The sequence below is a fragment of the Curtobacterium sp. PhB142 genome, from assembly GCF_004341255.1.
Taxonomy (GTDB): Bacteria; Actinomycetota; Actinomycetes; order Actinomycetales; family Microbacteriaceae; genus Curtobacterium.
This window is the reverse complement of the sequence record NZ_SLUT01000001.1, coordinates 138,005-154,954: the sequence shown is the minus strand read 5'-3', so window position 1 is coordinate 154,954 and position 16,950 is coordinate 138,005. Positions and strand designations below refer to the sequence as shown.

Sequence of the window (16,950 nt, the reverse complement as noted above, 5' to 3'; positions counted from 1 at the left end):
GTCAGCGCCCGTCCGGAGCGCCGGACCGGCAGCGCCCGTCCGGGGCGCCGCACCGTCAGCGTCCGTCCGGCGCCGACCGTGACCCGCGCGGCACCGACCCGTCGCCGGGGTCGTACCCGGTGTCGCGGATGACCCGGAGCGCGGTGGTGTCGTTGTGGACCGAGTGCACGACGACCCGACGAGTCCGCCGAAGCGCCCGGCGCGCACCAGGTGTCGCGAACAGGCCGCCGAGCACGAGCCCGGCGCCGATCCCGAGCGCCACGGAGACCGCGGCCACGAAGTCGAGGGCCGCACTCGACGAGCCCGACATGAAGTTCAGCAGTGCGTTCGACACGGCGACACCGGGCAGCAGCGCTCCGCAGAACGCCGGGACCGCGATCGCCGCGACCGCGGTCCGCATCCGCGCCGCTGCGTAGGTGGACAGCACACCGAGCAGGACCGCGGCCAGGAACGTCGCGCCGAGCAGCGGCAGGCCGAGCTGCCGCAGTCCCCACAGCGAGGCCCCCGCGGCCACCGAGAACACCACGGCGACGGGGATCACCCGCGCACTGGCCTGCTGCACGAAGCAGTTCGCCCCGGCCGACACCACCGTGAGCGAGAGTGACACCCACAACGGCAGCGCCTGGGTGACGATGCCCGACGGGTCGACCTCGAGGTGCAGCCACTTCGTCATCGCGATCCCCGCGGGCACCCCCACGACGATGGCGGCGATGACCAAGCCGATGTAGAACGCCCGGGCGACCGCCATCGCACGGAAGCCGGAGATCGCGTCCTGGGCCCACGTCACGAGTGAGACGTGCGGCAGGAGCAGCACCACCAGCGCCGCCACCATCGTGGCGGCACCCGCCGGGTGCAGGACGCCCACTCCGATGGCCAGGGTGCCGATCACCGACGCGACCGCTCCCTGCGCCCCGGACACGAAGAACTGCGGGTAGCCACGACCGGTCAGCCAGCGCCCGGACAGGATGATCCCGAACATCAGCACGAAGGCACCGATGCCCGCTCGCCACCCGCCACCGGCCTGCATCGCGATCGAGGTGCCCAGGATCGAGAGCCCGACGTCGGCGAGCCACGTGGGCCAGCGCGGTGGCATCCGCAGCACCGCCACGAGGGCGCTCACGCCCGAGGTCATGTCCCGCTCGTCGTGGATCAGGTCGTCCACGATCTGGTTCGCGCGCGCGAGCCGGTCGAGGTCGGAGCCGTCGGAACTCACCGTCCGGACCTTCACGAGCGGCGGGATGTCGGCCGGCGCGTACTGGAGCGTCACCGAGCTGCCGGAGAAGTCGAGGTCGAGCGGGGCCAGGTTCCACTTCGTCGACACCGCGACGACGGCGGTCTCGACGCTGCGGGTGTCGGCGCCGGAGGCGAGCATCACCTCGGCCAGGTCGAGGCAGAAGTCGACGATCTGGGCGGCGGTGTACTGGTCGCGACCCTTGGCGTCGGGTTCGACGTGCTCGTAGATCGTGCCGCGCAGTCGGGCACGGGCGTCGCGCAGGTCGTGCTGCGCCAGGCTGCGGCGTCGGGGGCGGGGTGGCCGGTGTGGGCGCCCCGGCTTGGGCTCGCCGGGGAAGTGCTGCTCGGCCATCCGACCATGGTGCCAGTCGCGATCTGGACGCGACCAGAGCGGACGGGAGGCCCGGTGCCAGCTGGCACCGGGCCTCCCGTCAGGTGGTCGGTCGCGTCTCGGACGCGACCTGACTACTGCTCGAACGTCGCGTCGAGCGTGATCTCGACGCCGGTGAGCGCCTTGCTGACCGGGCAGGTCGCCTTGGCGTCCTCGGCGGCCTTCAGGAAGGTCGCCTCGTCGATGCCGGTGACCTCGCCGTGCACGGTCAGGGCGATGCCGGTGAGCTTGAAGCCGCCGGCCGAGTCCGGGCCGAGCGAGACGTCGGCCTTGACGTCGAGGGCCTCGACCGTGCCGCCGGCCTCGCCGAGGACGGCGGAGAACTGCATGGCGTAGCAGGCCGAGTGGGCGGCGGCGATGAGCTCCTCGGGGCTGGTGCTGCCACCGGCCTCGTCAGCGGCGCGCTTCGGGAACGAGACGTCGTAGGTGCCGACCTTCGAGCTGGAGAGTTCGACCTGGCCGGAACCGTCGTTGAGGCCGCCGTTCCAGGCGGTGCGTGCGGTGCGCGTGGGCATGGCCGCTCCTTTCGTGTGGGGGATCGGACCCGAACGGGACCGTCGCAGCCGAGTCAAGCGGAGAACGCTCGTTCTCGCAACCGGCTCACGGCGAAGACGCAGGCTTCGCGGTTCTGAGCGACAGGTGTTGCCCACAACAACAGGTGTAGCGTGATGGTGTTCAAAGGAGACCCATCATGCGCGCCGTCGTGTTCGAGCAGTACCAGACCTTCCCGTCCCTGACGGAGGTCCCGAAGCCCACCCCGGGTCCGGGGGAGGTGCTCCTCAAGGTCGCAGGTGCCGGCGCGTGCCACTCGGACGTCGCGGTGTACCGCGAGTTCGCCGCCGGTGCTCCGGGGTCGCAGCAGCCCCCGTTCGTCCTCGGGCACGAGAACTCCGGCTGGGTCGAGTCCGTCGGTGACGGCGTGACCGGGTTCACCGAGGGCGACGCCTACCTGGTCTACGGGCCGGTCGGCTGCGGGCACTGCTCGTACTGCTCGAAGGGGCAGGACACCTACTGCGAGAACGCCGCGACGAACCCGTACATGGGCATCGGTCTCGGGCGCGACGGCGGCATGGCGGAGTACGTCAGCGTTCCCGCTCGCAACCTCGTGCCGCTCGGCGATGCCGATCCGATCGCTGCCGCACCGCTCAGCGACGCCGCACTCACGCCGTACCACGCGATCAAGAACGCGCTGCCGAACCTGGCAGGCGGGGGCAAGTACGCGCTGGTCGTCGGGCTGGGCGGCCTCGGGCAGATCGCCGTGCAGATCCTCACCGCGCTCACCGGCGCCACGGTGATCGCGACCGACATGAAGCAGGACGCCATGGACCGCGCTGCCGCCCGTGGCGCGATCACGGTGCCCGGCGGGCCGGACCAGGCCGCTGCGATCCGCGAGATCACCGGCGGCCGCGGGGTCGATGCCGCGTTCGACTTCGTCGGAGCGACGCCCACCATCAAGGTCGCTCAGGCGTCCATGGCCGTCGGTGGTCGGTTCACCGTCGTCGGGATCGCCGGCGGTACCACCGAGTGGAACTTCTTCGCGACGCCGTACGAGTCGACGATCACGAACACCTACTGGGGCACGATCGAGGACCTGCACGAGGTCGTCGCGATGTACCGCGCCGGGCAGATCGTCCCCGACGTGGAGCGGTACGCGCTGTCCGACGCACTCGAGGCCTACCGGAAGCTCGAGGCCGGCGAGCTGTCGGGCCGCGCGGTCGTCGTCCCGACGCTCTGACGCTCTGACGCGGGGCGCCTCGCGGCGTAGCTGGTCGAATCGGGCGTACCTGGTCGGAAGTTCTGACCAGGTACGCCCGATTCCGCTTTCCAGCGCGGGTGTCCTGGGAAGGAACCAGCGCGGGTCAGCGGCCGGCGGCGTAGCCCTGGGCACCGCGTGGGTTCGCGGCGGCGCCGAGCACGCCCGTCGCCGGGTCCCGCGTCACGCAGGACAACCGTCCGAGGCTCCAGTCGCCGGCGCGGGTCACGACGTGACCGCGTGCCTCGAGTTCCGCGATGACGTCGTCGCCGAGGCGGTCCTCGACCACGAGCCCCGCCGGCTCCCACGTGCGCGGCCAGAACGACCCCGGGAACGACGTCGTGTGCAGCGCCGGGGCGTCGATCGCCTGCTGCGGGGTGTACCCGCCGACGATCCACCGCAGCAGGAACAGCAGCTGCCACTGGTCCTGCTGGTCGCCGCCGGGTGAGCCGACCGCGGCCACGGGGACGCCGTCACGGAGCACCAGGGTCGGCGTCAGGGTCGTTCGCGGGCGCTCGCCGGGGCGGAGCGTCGACGCCGTGCCCGGTTCGAGCCAGGTCATCTGCAGCCGGGTGCCCAGGCAGAACCCGAGCTCCGGGATCGTCGGCGACGACTGCAGCCAGCCGCCGGACGGCGTCGCGCTGACGATGTTGCCCCAGCGGTCCACGACGTCGATGTGGCAGGTGTCGCCCCGGGTCTCGCCGTCCGGGGCCACGAACGGCTCGCCGCGGTCCTCGACCGGGGCAACGGGAGCGACCGGCGCGCGCTCGGCGACCGGCGCGCGCTCGGCGTCCCGCGCGACCTGCACCGTGGGTTCACCGAGACCAGCGCCGTCGCCGGCGGAGTACGCCGTCCGGGCCGGCGGCATCGTCCGCTCGACGCCCGCGATCGTGCCCGGTCGCAGCTCGGCCGAGGCCCGTTCGCCGATCAGCGCACGCCGCTCGTCCGTGTACGCGTCGGACAGCAGCACGTCGAGCGGGACGTCGCCGTCGCCGTAGAACGCCTCGCGGTCGGCCATGGCGAGCTTCTGCGCCTCGACGATGGTGTGTGCGCCGACCGACGTGGACGGGTCGAGCAGTGCGTCGTCGAACGGTTCGAGCAGTCGCAGGGTCTGCAGGAGCGCCGGACCCTGGCCCCACGGCCCGGTCTTCGCGATCGTGCAGCCGCGGAACTCCGCCGTCGCCGCCGGCTCGTACGACGCCCGGAACGCAGCCAGGTCCGACGCACGGATGACCCCGGCGTGGTCGCTACCCGACGCGTGTCGGTGGGGCTCCCGCACGAAGCGGTCGATCGCCCCGGCGACGAAGCCCTCGGCCCACTCGCTCCGTGCGGCGTCGATGCGGGCGGTCCGGCTGCCGGAGCCGTCACCGGCGTCGAGGAGCCGGTCGAGCACTGTGGCCAGCGCCTCGTTGCGCACCAGGTCCCCGGCGACCGGCGCCGTGCCTCCTGGCAGCCACTGCGTGGCGGACGTGGGCCAGTGGTCACGGAACAGGCCCTGCACGGCGGTGATCGTGCGGACCACCCCGGCTGCGACCGGGTGGCCGTCACGGGCGTAGCCGATCGCCGGGGCGAGGACGTCGGCGAGCTCCCACGTGCCGTGGTCGCGGAGCAGCAGCAGCCACGCGTCGACGGCACCCGGGACGGTGGCGGCGAGCGCGCCGGAGCCGGGGACGAGGTCGAGGCCCTCGGCGCGGTAGTGCTCGGGCGTCGCACCGGCCGGTGCCGGCCCCTGGCCGACGAGCACGACCGGTGTCGGGTCCGACGCCGTCGCGAACACCGCCGTCAGGTCGCCGCCCGGGCCGTTCAGGTGCGGTTCGACCACGTGCAGGACGAACGCGCCCGCGACGGCTGCGTCGAAGGCGTTGCCGCCGCGCTCGAGCACCGACTGCGCGGTGGCGGTCGCGATCCAGTGCGTCGCAGCCGCCATGCCGAACGTGCCCTGCAGGTCCGGGCGCGAGGTCTGCGTGGCGGGCGGGACGAAGGCGGGGTTCGGCGTCGGCATGCACCCATCCTCTCCCCGGGGTTCCCTGCTCAGCCCAGGGCCACGACGATCCCCGCTGCGACGAGCAGTGCGACGTACCCCCAGGCGTGCACGACCTCGGGCAGGTGCGGCGGGCGACGTCGGAGCAGCACGATGACCGGCATCGCGCCGACCAGCAGGGCCACGGCTGCCCGGACGTCGACGGCGCCGACGAGTCCGGCGGCGTGCGGGACGACCGCTGGCAGCAGCATGGTCACCGCGGCTGCGGGCAGCGTGATCGCCAGCGTGAGGGGGTTCGCCAGCGTGGTCGCCGCCGTCATGGTGGCACCGGACCGGCGCAGCATCGGGACCGTCACCACGCTGCCGCCGACGCCGAGGAACGCCGCGACCGCACCGATCGGGAGGCCCGTGGCGGTCGGTACGCCGGTACGGGTCGGTCCGTGGTCGCGTCCACGGCCGCGGGTCGCGACCGCGCGATCCGTCGCCGAGCTGCGCAGGAAGCCCGGGCGCAGGAGCAGGTCGGCGACCGTGACCCCGAGGTAGACGACGAAGCCCCAGCGCAGGAGCGCGTCCGGTGCCTCTCGTGCGGCGAGCACCCCGACCGTGCCGCCGACCCCGAGCAGGACGAACAGCGACGAACGGCCCCGGAGCGGCGCGAGTGCGCCGCGCCGGGCCGAGGCGGTGGCCACGGCGGCGTTCACCAGCATCACGAGGGCCGAGGTCGCCGTGGCCACCCGGACGGCGTCGCCACCGAGGGCTGCGTCGGCGACGGTGATGATCGGCACGGTGACGAACCCACCGCCGAACCCGAACAGGACGGTGGTGACCCCGACCAGGACCCCGATGACCACGAGCACGATGAACGACATGCCTCCATCCCAGCGGGGATCACCACGGCGGACGATCGGGTGTGCGGCAGGTTCCTTCGAGACCTAGCCTCGTCGTGTGCGCAACGTCCCGGTCTCCGAGTTCGACCACCAGCCGTTCGACGTCCTGCCGATCGGCACCGACTACCCGCCGGACCACCTGCTCGCCCGGCACGAGCACCGACGGGCGCAGCTGCTCTACGGAGCGAGCGGCGTCATGCTCGTCGAGACCGACGACGGCTCGTGGACCGTGCCGACCGACCGGGCCGTGCTCATCCCGCCCGGGGTGCCCCACGAGGTCCGGATGCTCGACGTCAGCACCTGGAGCCTGTACGTCGAGCCGGACGCCGTGCCCTGGTGGCCGACACGGTGCACCGTCGTCGAGGTCGGGCCCCTGCTGCGCGAGGTGCTGCGCGCCGCCAACGCGCTCGACGTGCCGTACGACGACGGCGGCCGGGACGGCACCCTCGTCCGGCTCGCCCTGCACGAGCTGCAGCGCGTCGCACCGATCCCGCTGAGCGTCTCGCTGCCGCCACGGGGTGTCCTGCGCGACCTGTGTCGGGCGTACCTGGCCGAGCCCGACGTCCACGTGACGAACGCCGACTGGGCGCGTGCGGCGGCCGTCTCGGAACGCACCCTCGACCGCCACTTCCGTGCGGCCACGGGGGTGGGGTCCGCGAGCTGGCGGGTGCGTGCGCGACTGTTGTCGAGCCTCCCGGCCCTGCGACGCGCCACCGTGACGGAGGTGGCGGGCCGACTCGGCTACGCGACCCCCGCGGCGTTCACCGCCGCCTTCTCGAAGGCGTTCGGGGCCCCGCCGTCCCGGTTCCGGTGAGGCCTTGCGCCCCCGCGGAAGGGCGCGCATACTGAACGCATCGGTTAATTAACCGGTTGGTTCACCGAGGAGGCGACGATGGAACCCGACCACACCGACGTCGTCCTGTCGGCGCTCGCCGACCCGATCCGACGGCGCATCGTCGAACGGCTCGGCAAGGGTGAGGCGACCGTCTCCGAGTTGTCGGAGCCGTTCGACGTCAGCGCCCCGGCGATCTCGCGGCACCTCGGCGTCCTCGAACGCGCCGGCCTCATCACGCGCGAGCGGCACGGCACGTGGCGCACGTGTCGTCTCCGGCCCGAGGCCGTCGACGAGCTCGGCGCCTGGCTGGGCCGGTTGCGTCCCGACTGGGACCGCCGGTTCGACCGCCTGGAGGCCCTGCTCGCCGCCCAGCGCACGCCTGCCCCGGTGGGCAGCCCGTCCACCGCCCCACCCGCCAGTTCCGCCAGTTCCGCCAGTTCCGCCAGTTCCGCCAGTTCCGCCTTCACCGTCGATCCGCAGGAGCAGTCATGACCGAACAGTTCACCGCCCACGCCACCCACCGCTTCGCCCACCCCGTCGCCGACGTCTACCGAGCGTTCGTCGACCCGGCCCTGCTCGCGCTCTGGTTCGGGCCCCTCGGCTTCCACGTCCCCGTCGCCACCGTCGAGGTCGACGCGCGAGTCGGTGGCGCCTGGAACCTCACGATGGTCAGCAACGACAACGCCGAGTGGTCGTCGCCCGTCACCTCGACCCTCGAGCAGATCGAGGAGAACCGGATCATCGTCGGCACCTCCACCGCGCACGGCATCCCGGGGGTCGAGGACGGCACCGCGCTGTCCCTGACGCTCGAGTTCGCCGAGGACGGCGACGGCACGATCGTCACCCTGACGCAGGGACCCTTCCCCGAGTTCATGCGCGACATGAACATCGCCGGCTGGACGCAGTCGTTCCACAAGCTCGAAGCACTGCTGGCGACACCGAAGGAGTTCCTCCAGCAGCCGTAGCCGCACCCCCCTGTCAAGGGGTTGTGCGCCCCGCGCAGAAAAGCGAACATCGTTCGGTGACTCGTACAGGGCGAGCGCCGAACGACCGCGCAGGGGCGTGGTCGGTTCCGAGTCAGGGGATCCATGACCACCACTCCGTCGACCGTCGCACGTGCGCGCCGACTCCCACGCTTCGCCGGCGCGCTCACGGTGCTGGCCCTGGCCGCCGGTGCCCTCGTCGCGACCGCTGAACCCGCCGCAGCGTCGGCGGTGTGGGTCGGATCGGCACCCGCCGGCACCAAGATCAACCCCGGCGACCAGGTGACGTCGCCGAACGGCCAGTTCAAACTCATCATGCAGGGCGACGGCAACCTGGTCGAGTACGGCATCGGGAACCGCGTGCTGTGGGCCTCGAACACCGCCGGTTCCCCCGGTGCGATCGCGGTCGTCGGCAAGAACCGTGCCCTCGACATCACCAAGAACGGCAAGCGTCTGGCCCGCTGGGCCTCGGCCGGCACCGTGAACTCGACGGCGCTGAAGATCCGCGCCGACGGCACCATGGCGCTGCTCGCCGGCAAGTCCGTCGTCGTGAACTGGACCACCTACCAGGACCGGGTCGCCTCGGGGAACACGCTCCTCGGCGGCACCGTGCTGCGCTCCGACACCACGAACACACGCATCCTCAACATGCGCACCGACGGCAACCTGGTGCAGAAGGTCAGCGGCCGCGTCGTCTGGCAGTCGCGGACCGGCGGGCACCCCGGCGCCTGGGCCGAACTGCAGTCCAAGGGCAACTTCGTCATCTGGACCCGTGACGCATCGCGCAAGAAGGTCGCGCTCTGGACCTCGCGCACCGGCACGGCCGGCTCCGGCAACCTGCTCGTGCAGGTCGACGGCAACGTCGTGCTCTACGGGGCCAAGGACACCCGCGTCTGGTCGAGCCGACCCGTCACCGGACTGGCATGGCCCGTCAACGGGACGAAGATCACCGGCAAGTACGGCGACGACCGTGGCGCCGGACACGTCCCGCGCTACCACCAGGGCACCGACGCGCCCGTGCCCGTCGGCACCCCGGTGTACGGCTCCGGCACCGGCGAGGTGACCAAGACCGTGGCGAACGACGCCTCGTACGGCAACTACATCGTCGTGACCTACGGCATGACCGCGGTGCTCACCGCCCACCTCAGCAAGATCGAGGTGAAGAAGGGCCAGATCGTGAAGCTCGGTTCCGAGATCGCGAAGTCCGGCAACACCGGGCAGTCGACCGGCCCGCACGTGCACGTCGAGACGCGGCGTAACGGCACGCTCGTCGACCCGTTGAAGAACATGCACTTCCGCTGATCCGGGAGCGCTGGCGGCGTACCGCTTCGTGAGCAGAAATGGTCGGGCCGCCTTCGGGCACCCGACCATTGCTGCTCACGAAGTGCGGGCGCCCCGCACCCGGCGAACGCTCACTCCATCGAGTGGAACATCACATGACAGACTGTCCCGATGGGTGTGGAAGAGGTCGGCCGCAAACCGCGGGCTGCTGTGTACATCGACGGCTTCAATCTCTACCGCCGCGCCCTGGAACACCGGCCGGATTGCCGGTGGCTGGACGTCCGCAAGCTGAGCGAGACGCTCCTCCCGGATTTCGAGGTCGTCCTCGTGCGGTACTTCACTGCGCGCGTGCGTTTCGTCGAAGGGGAAGATCCGGCGGCGCCCTCCAGGCAGAGCGCTTACCTGCGCGCCCTCGCGACACTCCCCGCGGTCACCACGCACTTCGGCACGTTCCGTTCCGATCGGCGATGGATGGCGAAGAGTCCGCTCGAACTGGACGACGACGGTTCCCCGCGCACTGTGCGGGTCCGGAAGATCGAGGAGAAGGGGTCGGACGTGAGTCTGGCTGCGCACTTGGTCTGCGATGCGATGGACGGGTTGGTCGACGCGGCCTTCGTCCTGTCGAACGACTCCGACTTCGTCGACGCACTGCGAATCGTCCGCGAAAGGGGTGGCGTCGAGATCGGGCTCATGTGCCCGAGCCCTTCCCCTGCGCGGAGTCTCCTCGCACTGGAGCCCGACCATGTACGTCACGTTCGGGCGGCCGTCATGCGCGACTCGCAGCTGCCCGACAGGATCGCGGACGTTCACGGTGTCATCACGCGACCGAAGAGTTGGCGTGCCAGAAGTACAGAAGCCCCGCCAGAGGCGGGGCTTCGCGCCCGGTAGTCGAGACATCCGGGGGTGTACGGCCAATGTACTGCGTATCACCACGGGGTGCAACCGGGCTGCGCAGGACCTGCTCCCCGCCACGAAACGAGGACCCATGACCACGACGTTCACATCGCACGCGCATCGAGAGGGGAGGTGGTGGGTCGTCCAGAACGATCAGGTGCCAGGAGCGATCTCGCAGGTCAGTCGAATCGAGCTGGCCGCCGGAGCGCAGCGGGAAGCGATCGCCTTCGTTGCCGAGGCCGTCGTCGACGATGTCGCGGTGGTGATCCGGATGGAGCGACCTTCGTGAGCAGGAATGGTCGGGTCGCCTTCGGGCACCCGACCATTGCTGCTCACGAAGTGCGGGCGGGGCGGCGCGGATACCCTTGACCGGATGACATCGCGCGGCGGGACCGGGGCTGGGAACGGGGCCGACGCGGAGGCCGTGCTCGTCGCCTTCGCGCGCACCAGCGGGGACGTGGCGGCAGCGCGCCGAGTCGCACGGCGGTTCGAGGGCCTCGACGACGGCGAGCGCTCGGCGCTGCTCTGGAGCGAGGACGACGGCGCGAAGCTCATCGCCGTGCTGCTGCTGGTGCAAGCGATGCGCGAGCGCCCCGATCCGGAGCTGACCGACGAGTACCTGTCGGCAGCGAAGGCCGAGCGCTTCGACGACCCGGCGCTGGTCGACCTGGCGGCCGAGGAGCTCGTCGGTGCGCCGCTCGTGGGCGGCTCGACTGGCCCACTGTTCGCGCTCGTGAAGTCGGACGTGGCGATGGTGCGCCGGATCGCGGTCGTGGCGACGCTGGCGTTCGCGAAGCAGGGTGACGCCGAGGTACCACTCGGGATCGCTGGACGCCTGGTGCGGGAGCGGAGCGACACCGTGCAGTCGGCGCTGGGGTGGGTCCTGCGCGAGGCGGGCAAGCGCGCGTCGGAGCCGGCGCTCGTGGCGTTCCTCGAGAAGAGCGGACGGTTCCTGGCGCCTGCGGCGCGCCACACGGCGACCGAGCACCTGCCGCCGGCGGATCGCGACCGCCTGCGGGGTTGAGGACGAACGACGCTGGCAACCAACTGTGCAGTCGGCTCTACCGACCATGTGGTCGGTTAAAGTCTCCGGGTGACCGAGACCACGCCGAGCACCAGCACCGCCCCGATCCACCGCGCCTCCGTCCGTGAATGGGCGTCCCTCGGTGTCCTCACCCTGGCCGTGGTGCTGCTGGCGATCGACGGCACCGTGCTGGCCCTCGCCGTCCCGTCGCTGACCGCCGACCTCGACCCGACCGCGACGCAGGTGCTCTGGATCGGCGACGTGTACTCGTTCGCGCTCGCGGGGCTGCTCGTCACGATGGGCAACGTCGCCGACCGGATCGGCCGGAAGCGCCTGCTGCTCATCGGCGCGGTCGCGTTCGGCCTGGCCTCGGCCGCCGCAGCGTTCGCGCAGACGCCCGAGCTCCTCATCGCCGCGCGGGCACTGCTCGGCATCGCCGGAGCGACCCTGATGCCGTCGACCCTGTCGCTGGTGCGCACGATCTTCCGCGACGCCCGGCAGCGCACCACCGCGATCGCCGTGTGGTCGGCGGGTGCGACGGGTGGTGCCGCCGCCGGTCCGCTCGTCGGCGGTGCGCTGCTCGAGCACTTCTGGTGGGGCTCGGTCTTCCTCATCAACATCCCCGTCATCGTCGTGATCGTCATCGCCGGAGCGATCCTGCTGCCCGAGTCGAAGGGCGGCTCGCGCACCCCGATCGACCTGCTCTCCGCCGTCCTCTCGGTGCTGGCGATCGTGCCGCTCGTGTACGCCGTGAAGCACGTCGCCGGGCACGGGTTCGACTGGACGGTGCCCCTGACGGCACTCCTCGGCATCGGCGCCGGCTGGTGGTTCGTCCGCCGCCAGAAGCGCCTCACGACGCCGCTCATCGACCTGCAGCTGTTCCGGATCCCGGCGTTCTCGGGCGCCGTCGTCGCGAACTCGCTGTCGGTCTTCGCGCTGAGCGGCCTGCTGTTCTTCTTCTCGCAGTACCTGCAGCTGGTCCGCGGGTTCACGCCGCTGCTCGCCGGAGCGGCCGAGCTGCCGGCGACCCTGGCCTCGATCGCGGTGATCGCGATCATCGGGCTGCTGTCCCGGCGGGTCGGACCCGGCCGGTCGATCGGTCTCGGCCTGGCGGTCGCCGCCGTGGGCATGGCCGGCCTCGCGTTCGCCGAGGGGCTGCCGACGTACTGGGGGATCGCGATCGCCCTCGCCGTGGTCGGCCTGGGCGTCGGGGTCTCGATGACCCTGGCCACCGACGCAGTCGTCGCCGCGGCACCGCGGGAGCGTGCTGGTGCGGCCTCGGCCATCTCCGAGACCGGCTACGAACTGGGTGTCGCGCTCGGCATCGCGGTGCTCGGTTCGTTGCAGACCGCGTTCTACCGGTCGAACCTCGACGTCACGAGCGGCGCGGTCAGCGGCGGTGTCGGCGACCGGATCCGTGAGTCCTTGGCGTCGGCGTCCCAGGTCCTGCAGGACGGCGACCCGATCCTCGAGCACGCTCGGCACGCCTTCACCGGTGGCATGCAGCTCGCCTCGATCTGCGCGGCCGTGGCGCTCGCCGTCGCCGCCGCGGTCGCACTCCGGGTGATCCCGAACCGGCAGGATGGACCGCATGAGCACTGACGGCACTCGCGATCGTGAACGCACCCGTCAGGCGGTCCTCGAGGCCGCCGAGCGGCTGCTCGCCGAGCGCGGCACCCGGGTGAGCGTCGCCGAGATCGCGGCGGACGCCGGCGTCTCCAAGAGCGGCCTGCTCCACCACTTCCCGTCGAAGGACGAGCTGCTCCTCGCCGTCGCCGCGCACGGTCTCGCGACGTTCAAGGACGAGGTGCTGCGGCACGTCGACCTGGCCGAGAACCGCCCCGGCAAGGTCCTCCGCGCCTACGTGCGGACCCTGTGCGGCGGCAGCCAACGCGCCATGGAGGTCTTCTCGCCGACGGCGCACTGGACCGGCCTGATGGCGGTGCCGGGGGTCGAGGCGGTCGTCGCCGCGGACGCCGACGACTGGCGCGCGGTGTTCGCGCGCGACGGCCTGCCCGAGGACCGCACGCTGGTCGTCCGGCACGCGGCCGAGGGGCTCGCAGCAGCTGTCGCCATGCCGCCGTACCTGGACGCACGCGAGCTGGCGGTCACCCGTGACGCGCTGCTCGCCCTGGCAGAACCCGCCTGACGACCCGGCCAGGAGGCCCGGTGCGCGGCCGCCCCGCTGGTCACCAGTGCAGGCGGCCGGCCCGACCCCCGTGGTCCGGTCGGCGGCGTCGGCCTACCCTGGGGCCATGCACACCGAAGTGCCCCGGATCGACGCCGCACTCGTGGAACGGCTCGTCGCAGCGCAGTTCCCCGAGTGGCGCGACCTGCCCGTGCGCGAGGTCGACCACCAGGGCTGGGACAACCGCACGTACCGACTCGGCGACGCGCTGTCCGTCCGGCTGCCGAGTGCCGCCGGCTACGTGCCCGGGGTCGAGAAGGAGCAGGACGTCCTGCCGTACCTGGCACGCCGGCTGGACGTCGCGGTCCCCGAGCCGGTCGGGCTGGGCGAACCGGGCGAGGGGTACCCGTTCCCGTGGTCGGTCCGGCGGTGGCTCGACGGGACGGTGGCCGCGCGTGCGGTCGACCTCGACCACGAGCGCTTCGCCGCAGAGGTGGGTGCGGTGCTCCGGCAGCTCCGGAGTCTCCCCGCCACCGGGGGCCCGACCGCCGGCGTGCACTCGTTCCACCGTGGCGAGCACCCCTCGGTGTACGGCGCCGAGGTCGTCGCGGCGCTCGACACCCTGGGCGCGCAGGTCGACCGTGCCGCGTGCGAACGCATCTGGGACGACGCGGTCGCCACCGCGTGGGACCGTCCGGGGGTCTGGTTCCACGGGGACGTCGCGCCGGGCAACCTGCTCGTCGACGGCGGGGGACGGCTCAGCGCACTGATCGACTTCGGCACGTGCGGGGTCGGCGACCCGGCCTGCGACCTCGTGCTCGCGTGGACGTTCCTCGAGCCGGCGGCGCGCCCGGTGTTCCACGAAGCCGTGGGGCTCGACGCCGACGCGTGGGCCCGGGCGCGCGGCTGGGCGCTGTGGAAGGCGCTCATCATGCTCGCGGGCAGTGCCGGCCCGGGCGACCGTGCGGAGCACGAGCGCGTGCTCGCCACGGTGCTCGCGGATCCCGTCGTCTGACCGGGCGGCGGAGCCCCGAACCCAGGCGGGGCTGTGAACGCACCACGGGGCGGGCGCGTACCGAGGAGGGAGAAGCGAGCCGCGCCTCCCGGCCGGCCCGAAGCGACCACGAGAGGAACGCGACGTGCGCGCACTGACCTGGCAGGGCACCGAGAAGGTGTCCGTCGAGACCGTCCCCGACCCGACCATCCAGGAACCGACCGACGCGATCGTGCGGATCACGTCCACGGCGATCTGCGGCTCCGACCTGCACCTGTACCGGGTCCTCGGCCCGTACATCGACAAGGGCGACGTCCTCGGCCACGAGCCCATGGGCATCGTGGAAGAGGTCGGCAGCGCTGTCACGAACCTCAAGGTCGGCGACCGCGTCGTCGTCCCCTTCAACATCTCGTGCGGCCACTGCTGGATGTGCAAGAACGGCCTGCAGTCGCAGTGCGAGACCACCCAGGTCACCGAGTACGGCTCAGGAGCGGCGCTCTTCGGCTACACGAAGATGTACGGCCAGGTCCCCGGCGGCCAGGCCGAGTACCTCCGGGTCCCGCACGCGGACTACGGGCCCATCGTGATCCCGGACGACGGCACGCCCGACGACCGCTGGCTGTTCCTCAGCGACATCCTGCCCACCGCGTGGCAGGCCGTGCAGTACGCGAACGTGCCGGAGGGTGGCACGCTCGCGGTGCTCGGACTCGGCCCCGTCGGCCAGTTCGCCGCCCGCATCGGCAAGCACCTGGGCTACCGGGTGCTCGCCGTCGACCCCGAACAGGTCCGCCGCGACCTGGGGGCGAAGCACGGCGCCGAGGTGTTCGACCTGACCAAGGACACCGTGCCGGAGCTCGTCGACCTGACCGACGGCCGCGGCCCCGACGGGGTCGTCGACGCCGTCGGCATGGAGGCGCACGGCAACCCCGTCGCCGGCTTCGCGCAGCGTGCGGCCGGGTTGCTGCCCGACGCACTGGCGCAGAAGGCGATCGAGGTCGCCGGCATCGACCGGCTCGCAGCCGTGCACGCCGCGATCGACCTGGTCCGCCGCGGTGGCACCGTCTCCCTGAGCGGCGTCTACGGCGGCATGGCCGACCCGATGCCGATGATGACGCTCTTCGACAAGCAGATCACCATCCGCGAGGGCCAGTGCAACGTGAAGCACTGGATCGACGACATCATGCCGCTCGTGCAGGACCCGTCGGACCCGCTCGGGACGCTCGACCTGACCACGCACCGGGTGTCGCTCGAGGACGCCCCGCACATGTACGAGGTGTTCCAGAAGAAGCAGGACGGCTGCGTGAAGGTCGTGCTCGACCCCGCCCTGGCCGCCGCCTGATGCGGATCGTCGTCGTCGGCGGGACCGGCAACGTCGGGACGGCGGTGCTCCGTCGCCTCGCGCAGGCGCGGGTCGCCGCGCGGGCGGACGGGGCTTCGCCCGGTGCCTCCGACGGCGACGGGCGCGGCGGCAGCGTCGAGATCGTCGGGGTCGCGCGGCGGCTGCCGGACGTGCACGCGGAGCCGTACGGTTCCGCGGTCTGGCACGCCGTGGACATCGGCGCGTCCGTCGCGGTCGGCCAGCTCACCGCGGTCTTCACCGGCGCCGACGCCGTGATCCACCTGGCGTGGGCGCTGCAGCCGACGCACGACATCCCGCTGCAGTACCGGACGAACGTCACCGGCACCGCGAACGTGCTGTCGGCCGTGGCGCGAGCAGGGGTGCCGCAGGTCGTCGTCGCGTCGTCGGTCGGGACCTACCGGGGCGTCGACGCCGCAGGCAAGCGGACCCCGGTCGACGAGAGCTGGCCGACCGACGGCATCCCCACCGCGACGTACTCGATCCACAAGGCCGCGAACGAAGCGGCGATGGACGCGTTCGAGGCAGACCATCCGTCCGTGGTCGTCACGCGGCTGCGCCCGGGGCTGATCTTCCAGCGGGACGCCGCCGCCGAGATCCGCGGGCTGTTCCTCGGACGCCTCGTGCCGATGTCGATCGTGCGGTGGATCCGGTGGCTCGTGCTGCCCCTGCCGTACCCGTTCGTGTTCCAGGCGGTGCACGCCGACGACGTCGCCGACGCCTACTGGCGGACCGTCGATCAGCGGGCCGGCGGAGCGTTCAACATCGCTGCGTCGCCCGTGCTCAACCCGCCGCGGTTGGCCAGGGCCTTCGGCATGCTCGGTGCCGTCCGGATCCCGCTCGGACTGCTGCGCGGGATCGTGACGCTGACGTGGCGGCTGCGGTTGCAGCCGACGGATGCCGGCTGGATCGACATCGCGGTCGGCGTGCCGATCATGCGGACCGACCGTGCCCGGTCGGTGCTCGGATGGGAGGCCCGGCACACCTCCGAAGACGCGTTGCGTGCGCTCGTGGCCGGGTTCGCGGACGGTGCGCACGTGGCCGCGTCGGATCCGCTGCGGGGGTAGCTGGGCTGGGCGGGGGCTGGGCTGGGCGGGGGCTGCCGGCGCGTACCGGGTGCTTTCGGGCGTACCTGGTCGGAAGTTTCGGCCAGGTACGCCCGATTCCGCTTTCCATCGCGGGTGTTCTGGGAAGGAACGGGCGCTCGGG

The 16,950-nt window shown here is 72.1% G+C and carries 17 protein-coding genes; 13 read left to right on the top strand and 4 right to left on the bottom strand.

What is annotated here, in order from left to right; all coding sequences use genetic code 11:
• Nucleotides 1-55 precede the first annotated feature (55 nt).
• Both EDF31_RS00795 and EDF31_RS00790 read right to left on the bottom strand, forming a co-directional pair.
• On the bottom strand, nucleotides 56-1,585 hold the full coding sequence (locus tag EDF31_RS00795; RefSeq protein ID WP_131844833.1) for a threonine/serine exporter family protein: 1,530 nt from the start codon (nucleotides 1,583-1,585) through the stop codon (nucleotides 56-58).
• A gap of 113 nt (nucleotides 1,586-1,698) precedes the next feature.
• Nucleotides 1,699-2,139, bottom strand: a complete 441-nt coding sequence (locus EDF31_RS00790; RefSeq protein ID WP_123339114.1) for an OsmC family protein — start codon at nucleotides 2,137-2,139, stop codon at nucleotides 1,699-1,701.
• 176 nt (nucleotides 2,140-2,315) lie between these two features.
• Between EDF31_RS00790 and EDF31_RS00785 the strand changes: the two genes are divergently transcribed.
• Nucleotides 2,316-3,359, top strand: a complete 1,044-nt coding sequence (locus EDF31_RS00785) for an NAD(P)-dependent alcohol dehydrogenase (protein ID WP_131844832.1) — start codon at nucleotides 2,316-2,318, stop codon at nucleotides 3,357-3,359.
• Between the two features lie 124 nt (nucleotides 3,360-3,483).
• On the opposite strand, the gene EDF31_RS00780 is transcribed toward EDF31_RS00785, so the two are convergent.
• Together EDF31_RS00780 and EDF31_RS00775 are read right to left on the bottom strand one after the other, a co-directional pair.
• The gene (locus tag EDF31_RS00780) at nucleotides 3,484-5,304 is read right to left on the bottom strand and encodes a gamma-glutamyltransferase (protein WP_207896121.1); all 1,821 of its coding nucleotides are present in this window, start codon (nucleotides 5,302-5,304) and stop codon (nucleotides 3,484-3,486) included.
• 104 nt (nucleotides 5,305-5,408) lie between these two features.
• Nucleotides 5,409-6,227, bottom strand: coding sequence for a sulfite exporter TauE/SafE family protein (locus EDF31_RS00775; protein WP_131844830.1), 819 nt, complete (start codon nucleotides 6,225-6,227; stop codon nucleotides 5,409-5,411).
• A 76-nt stretch (nucleotides 6,228-6,303) separates the two neighbouring features.
• On the opposite strand from EDF31_RS00775, the gene EDF31_RS00770 reads away from it, so the two are divergent.
• The 12 genes from EDF31_RS00770 (at nucleotide 6,304) to EDF31_RS00715 (ending at nucleotide 16,808) form a co-directional block, all read left to right on the top strand.
• On the top strand, nucleotides 6,304-7,059 hold the full coding sequence (locus EDF31_RS00770; protein ID WP_131844829.1) for a helix-turn-helix transcriptional regulator: 756 nt from the start codon (nucleotides 6,304-6,306) through the stop codon (nucleotides 7,057-7,059).
• A gap of 78 nt (nucleotides 7,060-7,137) precedes the next feature.
• Entirely contained in the window at nucleotides 7,138-7,572 is a 435-nt protein-coding gene (locus EDF31_RS00765) for a metalloregulator ArsR/SmtB family transcription factor (protein ID WP_131844828.1), read from the top strand.
• A complete protein-coding gene (locus tag EDF31_RS00760) occupies nucleotides 7,569-8,045 on the top strand; it encodes an SRPBCC domain-containing protein (RefSeq protein WP_131844827.1) in 477 nt (158 codons plus the stop codon). The genes EDF31_RS00765 and EDF31_RS00760 overlap by 4 nt, the downstream gene beginning before the upstream one ends.
• Nucleotides 8,046-8,168: 123 nt before the next feature.
• Entirely contained in the window at nucleotides 8,169-9,365 is a 1,197-nt protein-coding gene (locus EDF31_RS20445; RefSeq protein WP_131844826.1) for a peptidoglycan DD-metalloendopeptidase family protein, read from the top strand.
• 150 nt (nucleotides 9,366-9,515) lie between these two features.
• Entirely contained in the window at nucleotides 9,516-10,232 is a 717-nt protein-coding gene (locus EDF31_RS00750; RefSeq protein WP_131844825.1) for an NYN domain-containing protein, read from the top strand.
• A 97-nt stretch (nucleotides 10,233-10,329) separates the two neighbouring features.
• Nucleotides 10,330-10,527 carry a hypothetical protein gene (locus EDF31_RS00745; RefSeq protein WP_131844824.1) on the top strand — a complete coding sequence of 66 codons (198 nt, stop codon included), beginning with the start codon at nucleotides 10,330-10,332 and terminating at the stop codon, nucleotides 10,525-10,527.
• An 84-nt stretch (nucleotides 10,528-10,611) separates the two neighbouring features.
• Complete coding sequence (locus EDF31_RS00740) at nucleotides 10,612-11,262, top strand: DNA alkylation repair protein (RefSeq protein WP_165901282.1); 651 nt, start codon at nucleotides 10,612-10,614, stop codon at nucleotides 11,260-11,262.
• A gap of 69 nt (nucleotides 11,263-11,331) precedes the next feature.
• A complete protein-coding gene (locus EDF31_RS00735; protein WP_243648991.1) occupies nucleotides 11,332-12,864 on the top strand; it encodes an MFS transporter in 1,533 nt (510 codons plus the stop codon).
• Nucleotides 12,854-13,411, top strand: coding sequence for a TetR/AcrR family transcriptional regulator (locus EDF31_RS00730; protein WP_159570721.1), 558 nt, complete (start codon nucleotides 12,854-12,856; stop codon nucleotides 13,409-13,411). Before EDF31_RS00735 ends, EDF31_RS00730 begins: the two co-directional genes overlap by 11 nt.
• 106 nt (nucleotides 13,412-13,517) lie before the next feature.
• Nucleotides 13,518-14,405, top strand: a complete 888-nt coding sequence (locus tag EDF31_RS00725; RefSeq protein WP_131844821.1) for an aminoglycoside phosphotransferase family protein — start codon at nucleotides 13,518-13,520, stop codon at nucleotides 14,403-14,405.
• A gap of 124 nt (nucleotides 14,406-14,529) precedes the next feature.
• Nucleotides 14,530-15,723: a zinc-dependent alcohol dehydrogenase gene (locus EDF31_RS00720; RefSeq protein ID WP_111085852.1), complete on the top strand. Its 1,194-nt coding sequence runs from the start codon at nucleotides 14,530-14,532 to the stop codon at nucleotides 15,721-15,723.
• Nucleotides 15,723-16,808, top strand: a complete 1,086-nt coding sequence (locus EDF31_RS00715; protein ID WP_131844820.1) for an NAD-dependent epimerase/dehydratase family protein — start codon at nucleotides 15,723-15,725, stop codon at nucleotides 16,806-16,808. The genes EDF31_RS00720 and EDF31_RS00715 overlap by 1 nt, the downstream gene beginning before the upstream one ends.
• The last annotated feature ends 142 nt before the right edge of the window (nucleotides 16,809-16,950 follow it).

Excerpts from the sequence above, each read along its gene's own strand:
- EDF31_RS00725 (WP_131844821.1), top strand. The coding sequence starts at position 13,518 with ATGCACACCGAAGTGCCCCGGATCGACGCCGCACTCGTGGAACGGCTC.
- EDF31_RS00785 (WP_131844832.1), top strand. The coding sequence starts at position 2,316 with ATGCGCGCCGTCGTGTTCGAGCAGTACCAGACCTTCCCGTCCCTGACG.
- EDF31_RS00750 (WP_131844825.1), top strand. The coding sequence starts at position 9,516 with ATGGGTGTGGAAGAGGTCGGCCGCAAACCGCGGGCTGCTGTGTACATC.
- EDF31_RS00745 (WP_131844824.1), top strand. The coding sequence starts at position 10,330 with ATGACCACGACGTTCACATCGCACGCGCATCGAGAGGGGAGGTGGTGG.
- EDF31_RS00765 (WP_131844828.1), top strand. The coding sequence starts at position 7,138 with ATGGAACCCGACCACACCGACGTCGTCCTGTCGGCGCTCGCCGACCCG.
- EDF31_RS00740 (WP_165901282.1), top strand. The coding sequence starts at position 10,612 with ATGACATCGCGCGGCGGGACCGGGGCTGGGAACGGGGCCGACGCGGAG.
- EDF31_RS00780 (WP_207896121.1), bottom strand. The coding sequence starts at position 5,304 with ATGGCGGCTGCGACGCACTGGATCGCGACCGCCACCGCGCAGTCGGTG.
- EDF31_RS00775 (WP_131844830.1), bottom strand. The coding sequence starts at position 6,227 with ATGTCGTTCATCGTGCTCGTGGTCATCGGGGTCCTGGTCGGGGTCACC.
- EDF31_RS00730 (WP_159570721.1), top strand. The coding sequence starts at position 12,854 with ATGAGCACTGACGGCACTCGCGATCGTGAACGCACCCGTCAGGCGGTC.
- EDF31_RS00795 (WP_131844833.1), bottom strand. The coding sequence starts at position 1,585 with ATGGCCGAGCAGCACTTCCCCGGCGAGCCCAAGCCGGGGCGCCCACAC.
- EDF31_RS00760 (WP_131844827.1), top strand. The coding sequence starts at position 7,569 with ATGACCGAACAGTTCACCGCCCACGCCACCCACCGCTTCGCCCACCCC.
- EDF31_RS20445 (WP_131844826.1), top strand. The coding sequence starts at position 8,169 with ATGACCACCACTCCGTCGACCGTCGCACGTGCGCGCCGACTCCCACGC.
- EDF31_RS00715 (WP_131844820.1), top strand. The coding sequence starts at position 15,723 with ATGCGGATCGTCGTCGTCGGCGGGACCGGCAACGTCGGGACGGCGGTG.
- EDF31_RS00790 (WP_123339114.1), bottom strand. The coding sequence starts at position 2,139 with ATGCCCACGCGCACCGCACGCACCGCCTGGAACGGCGGCCTCAACGAC.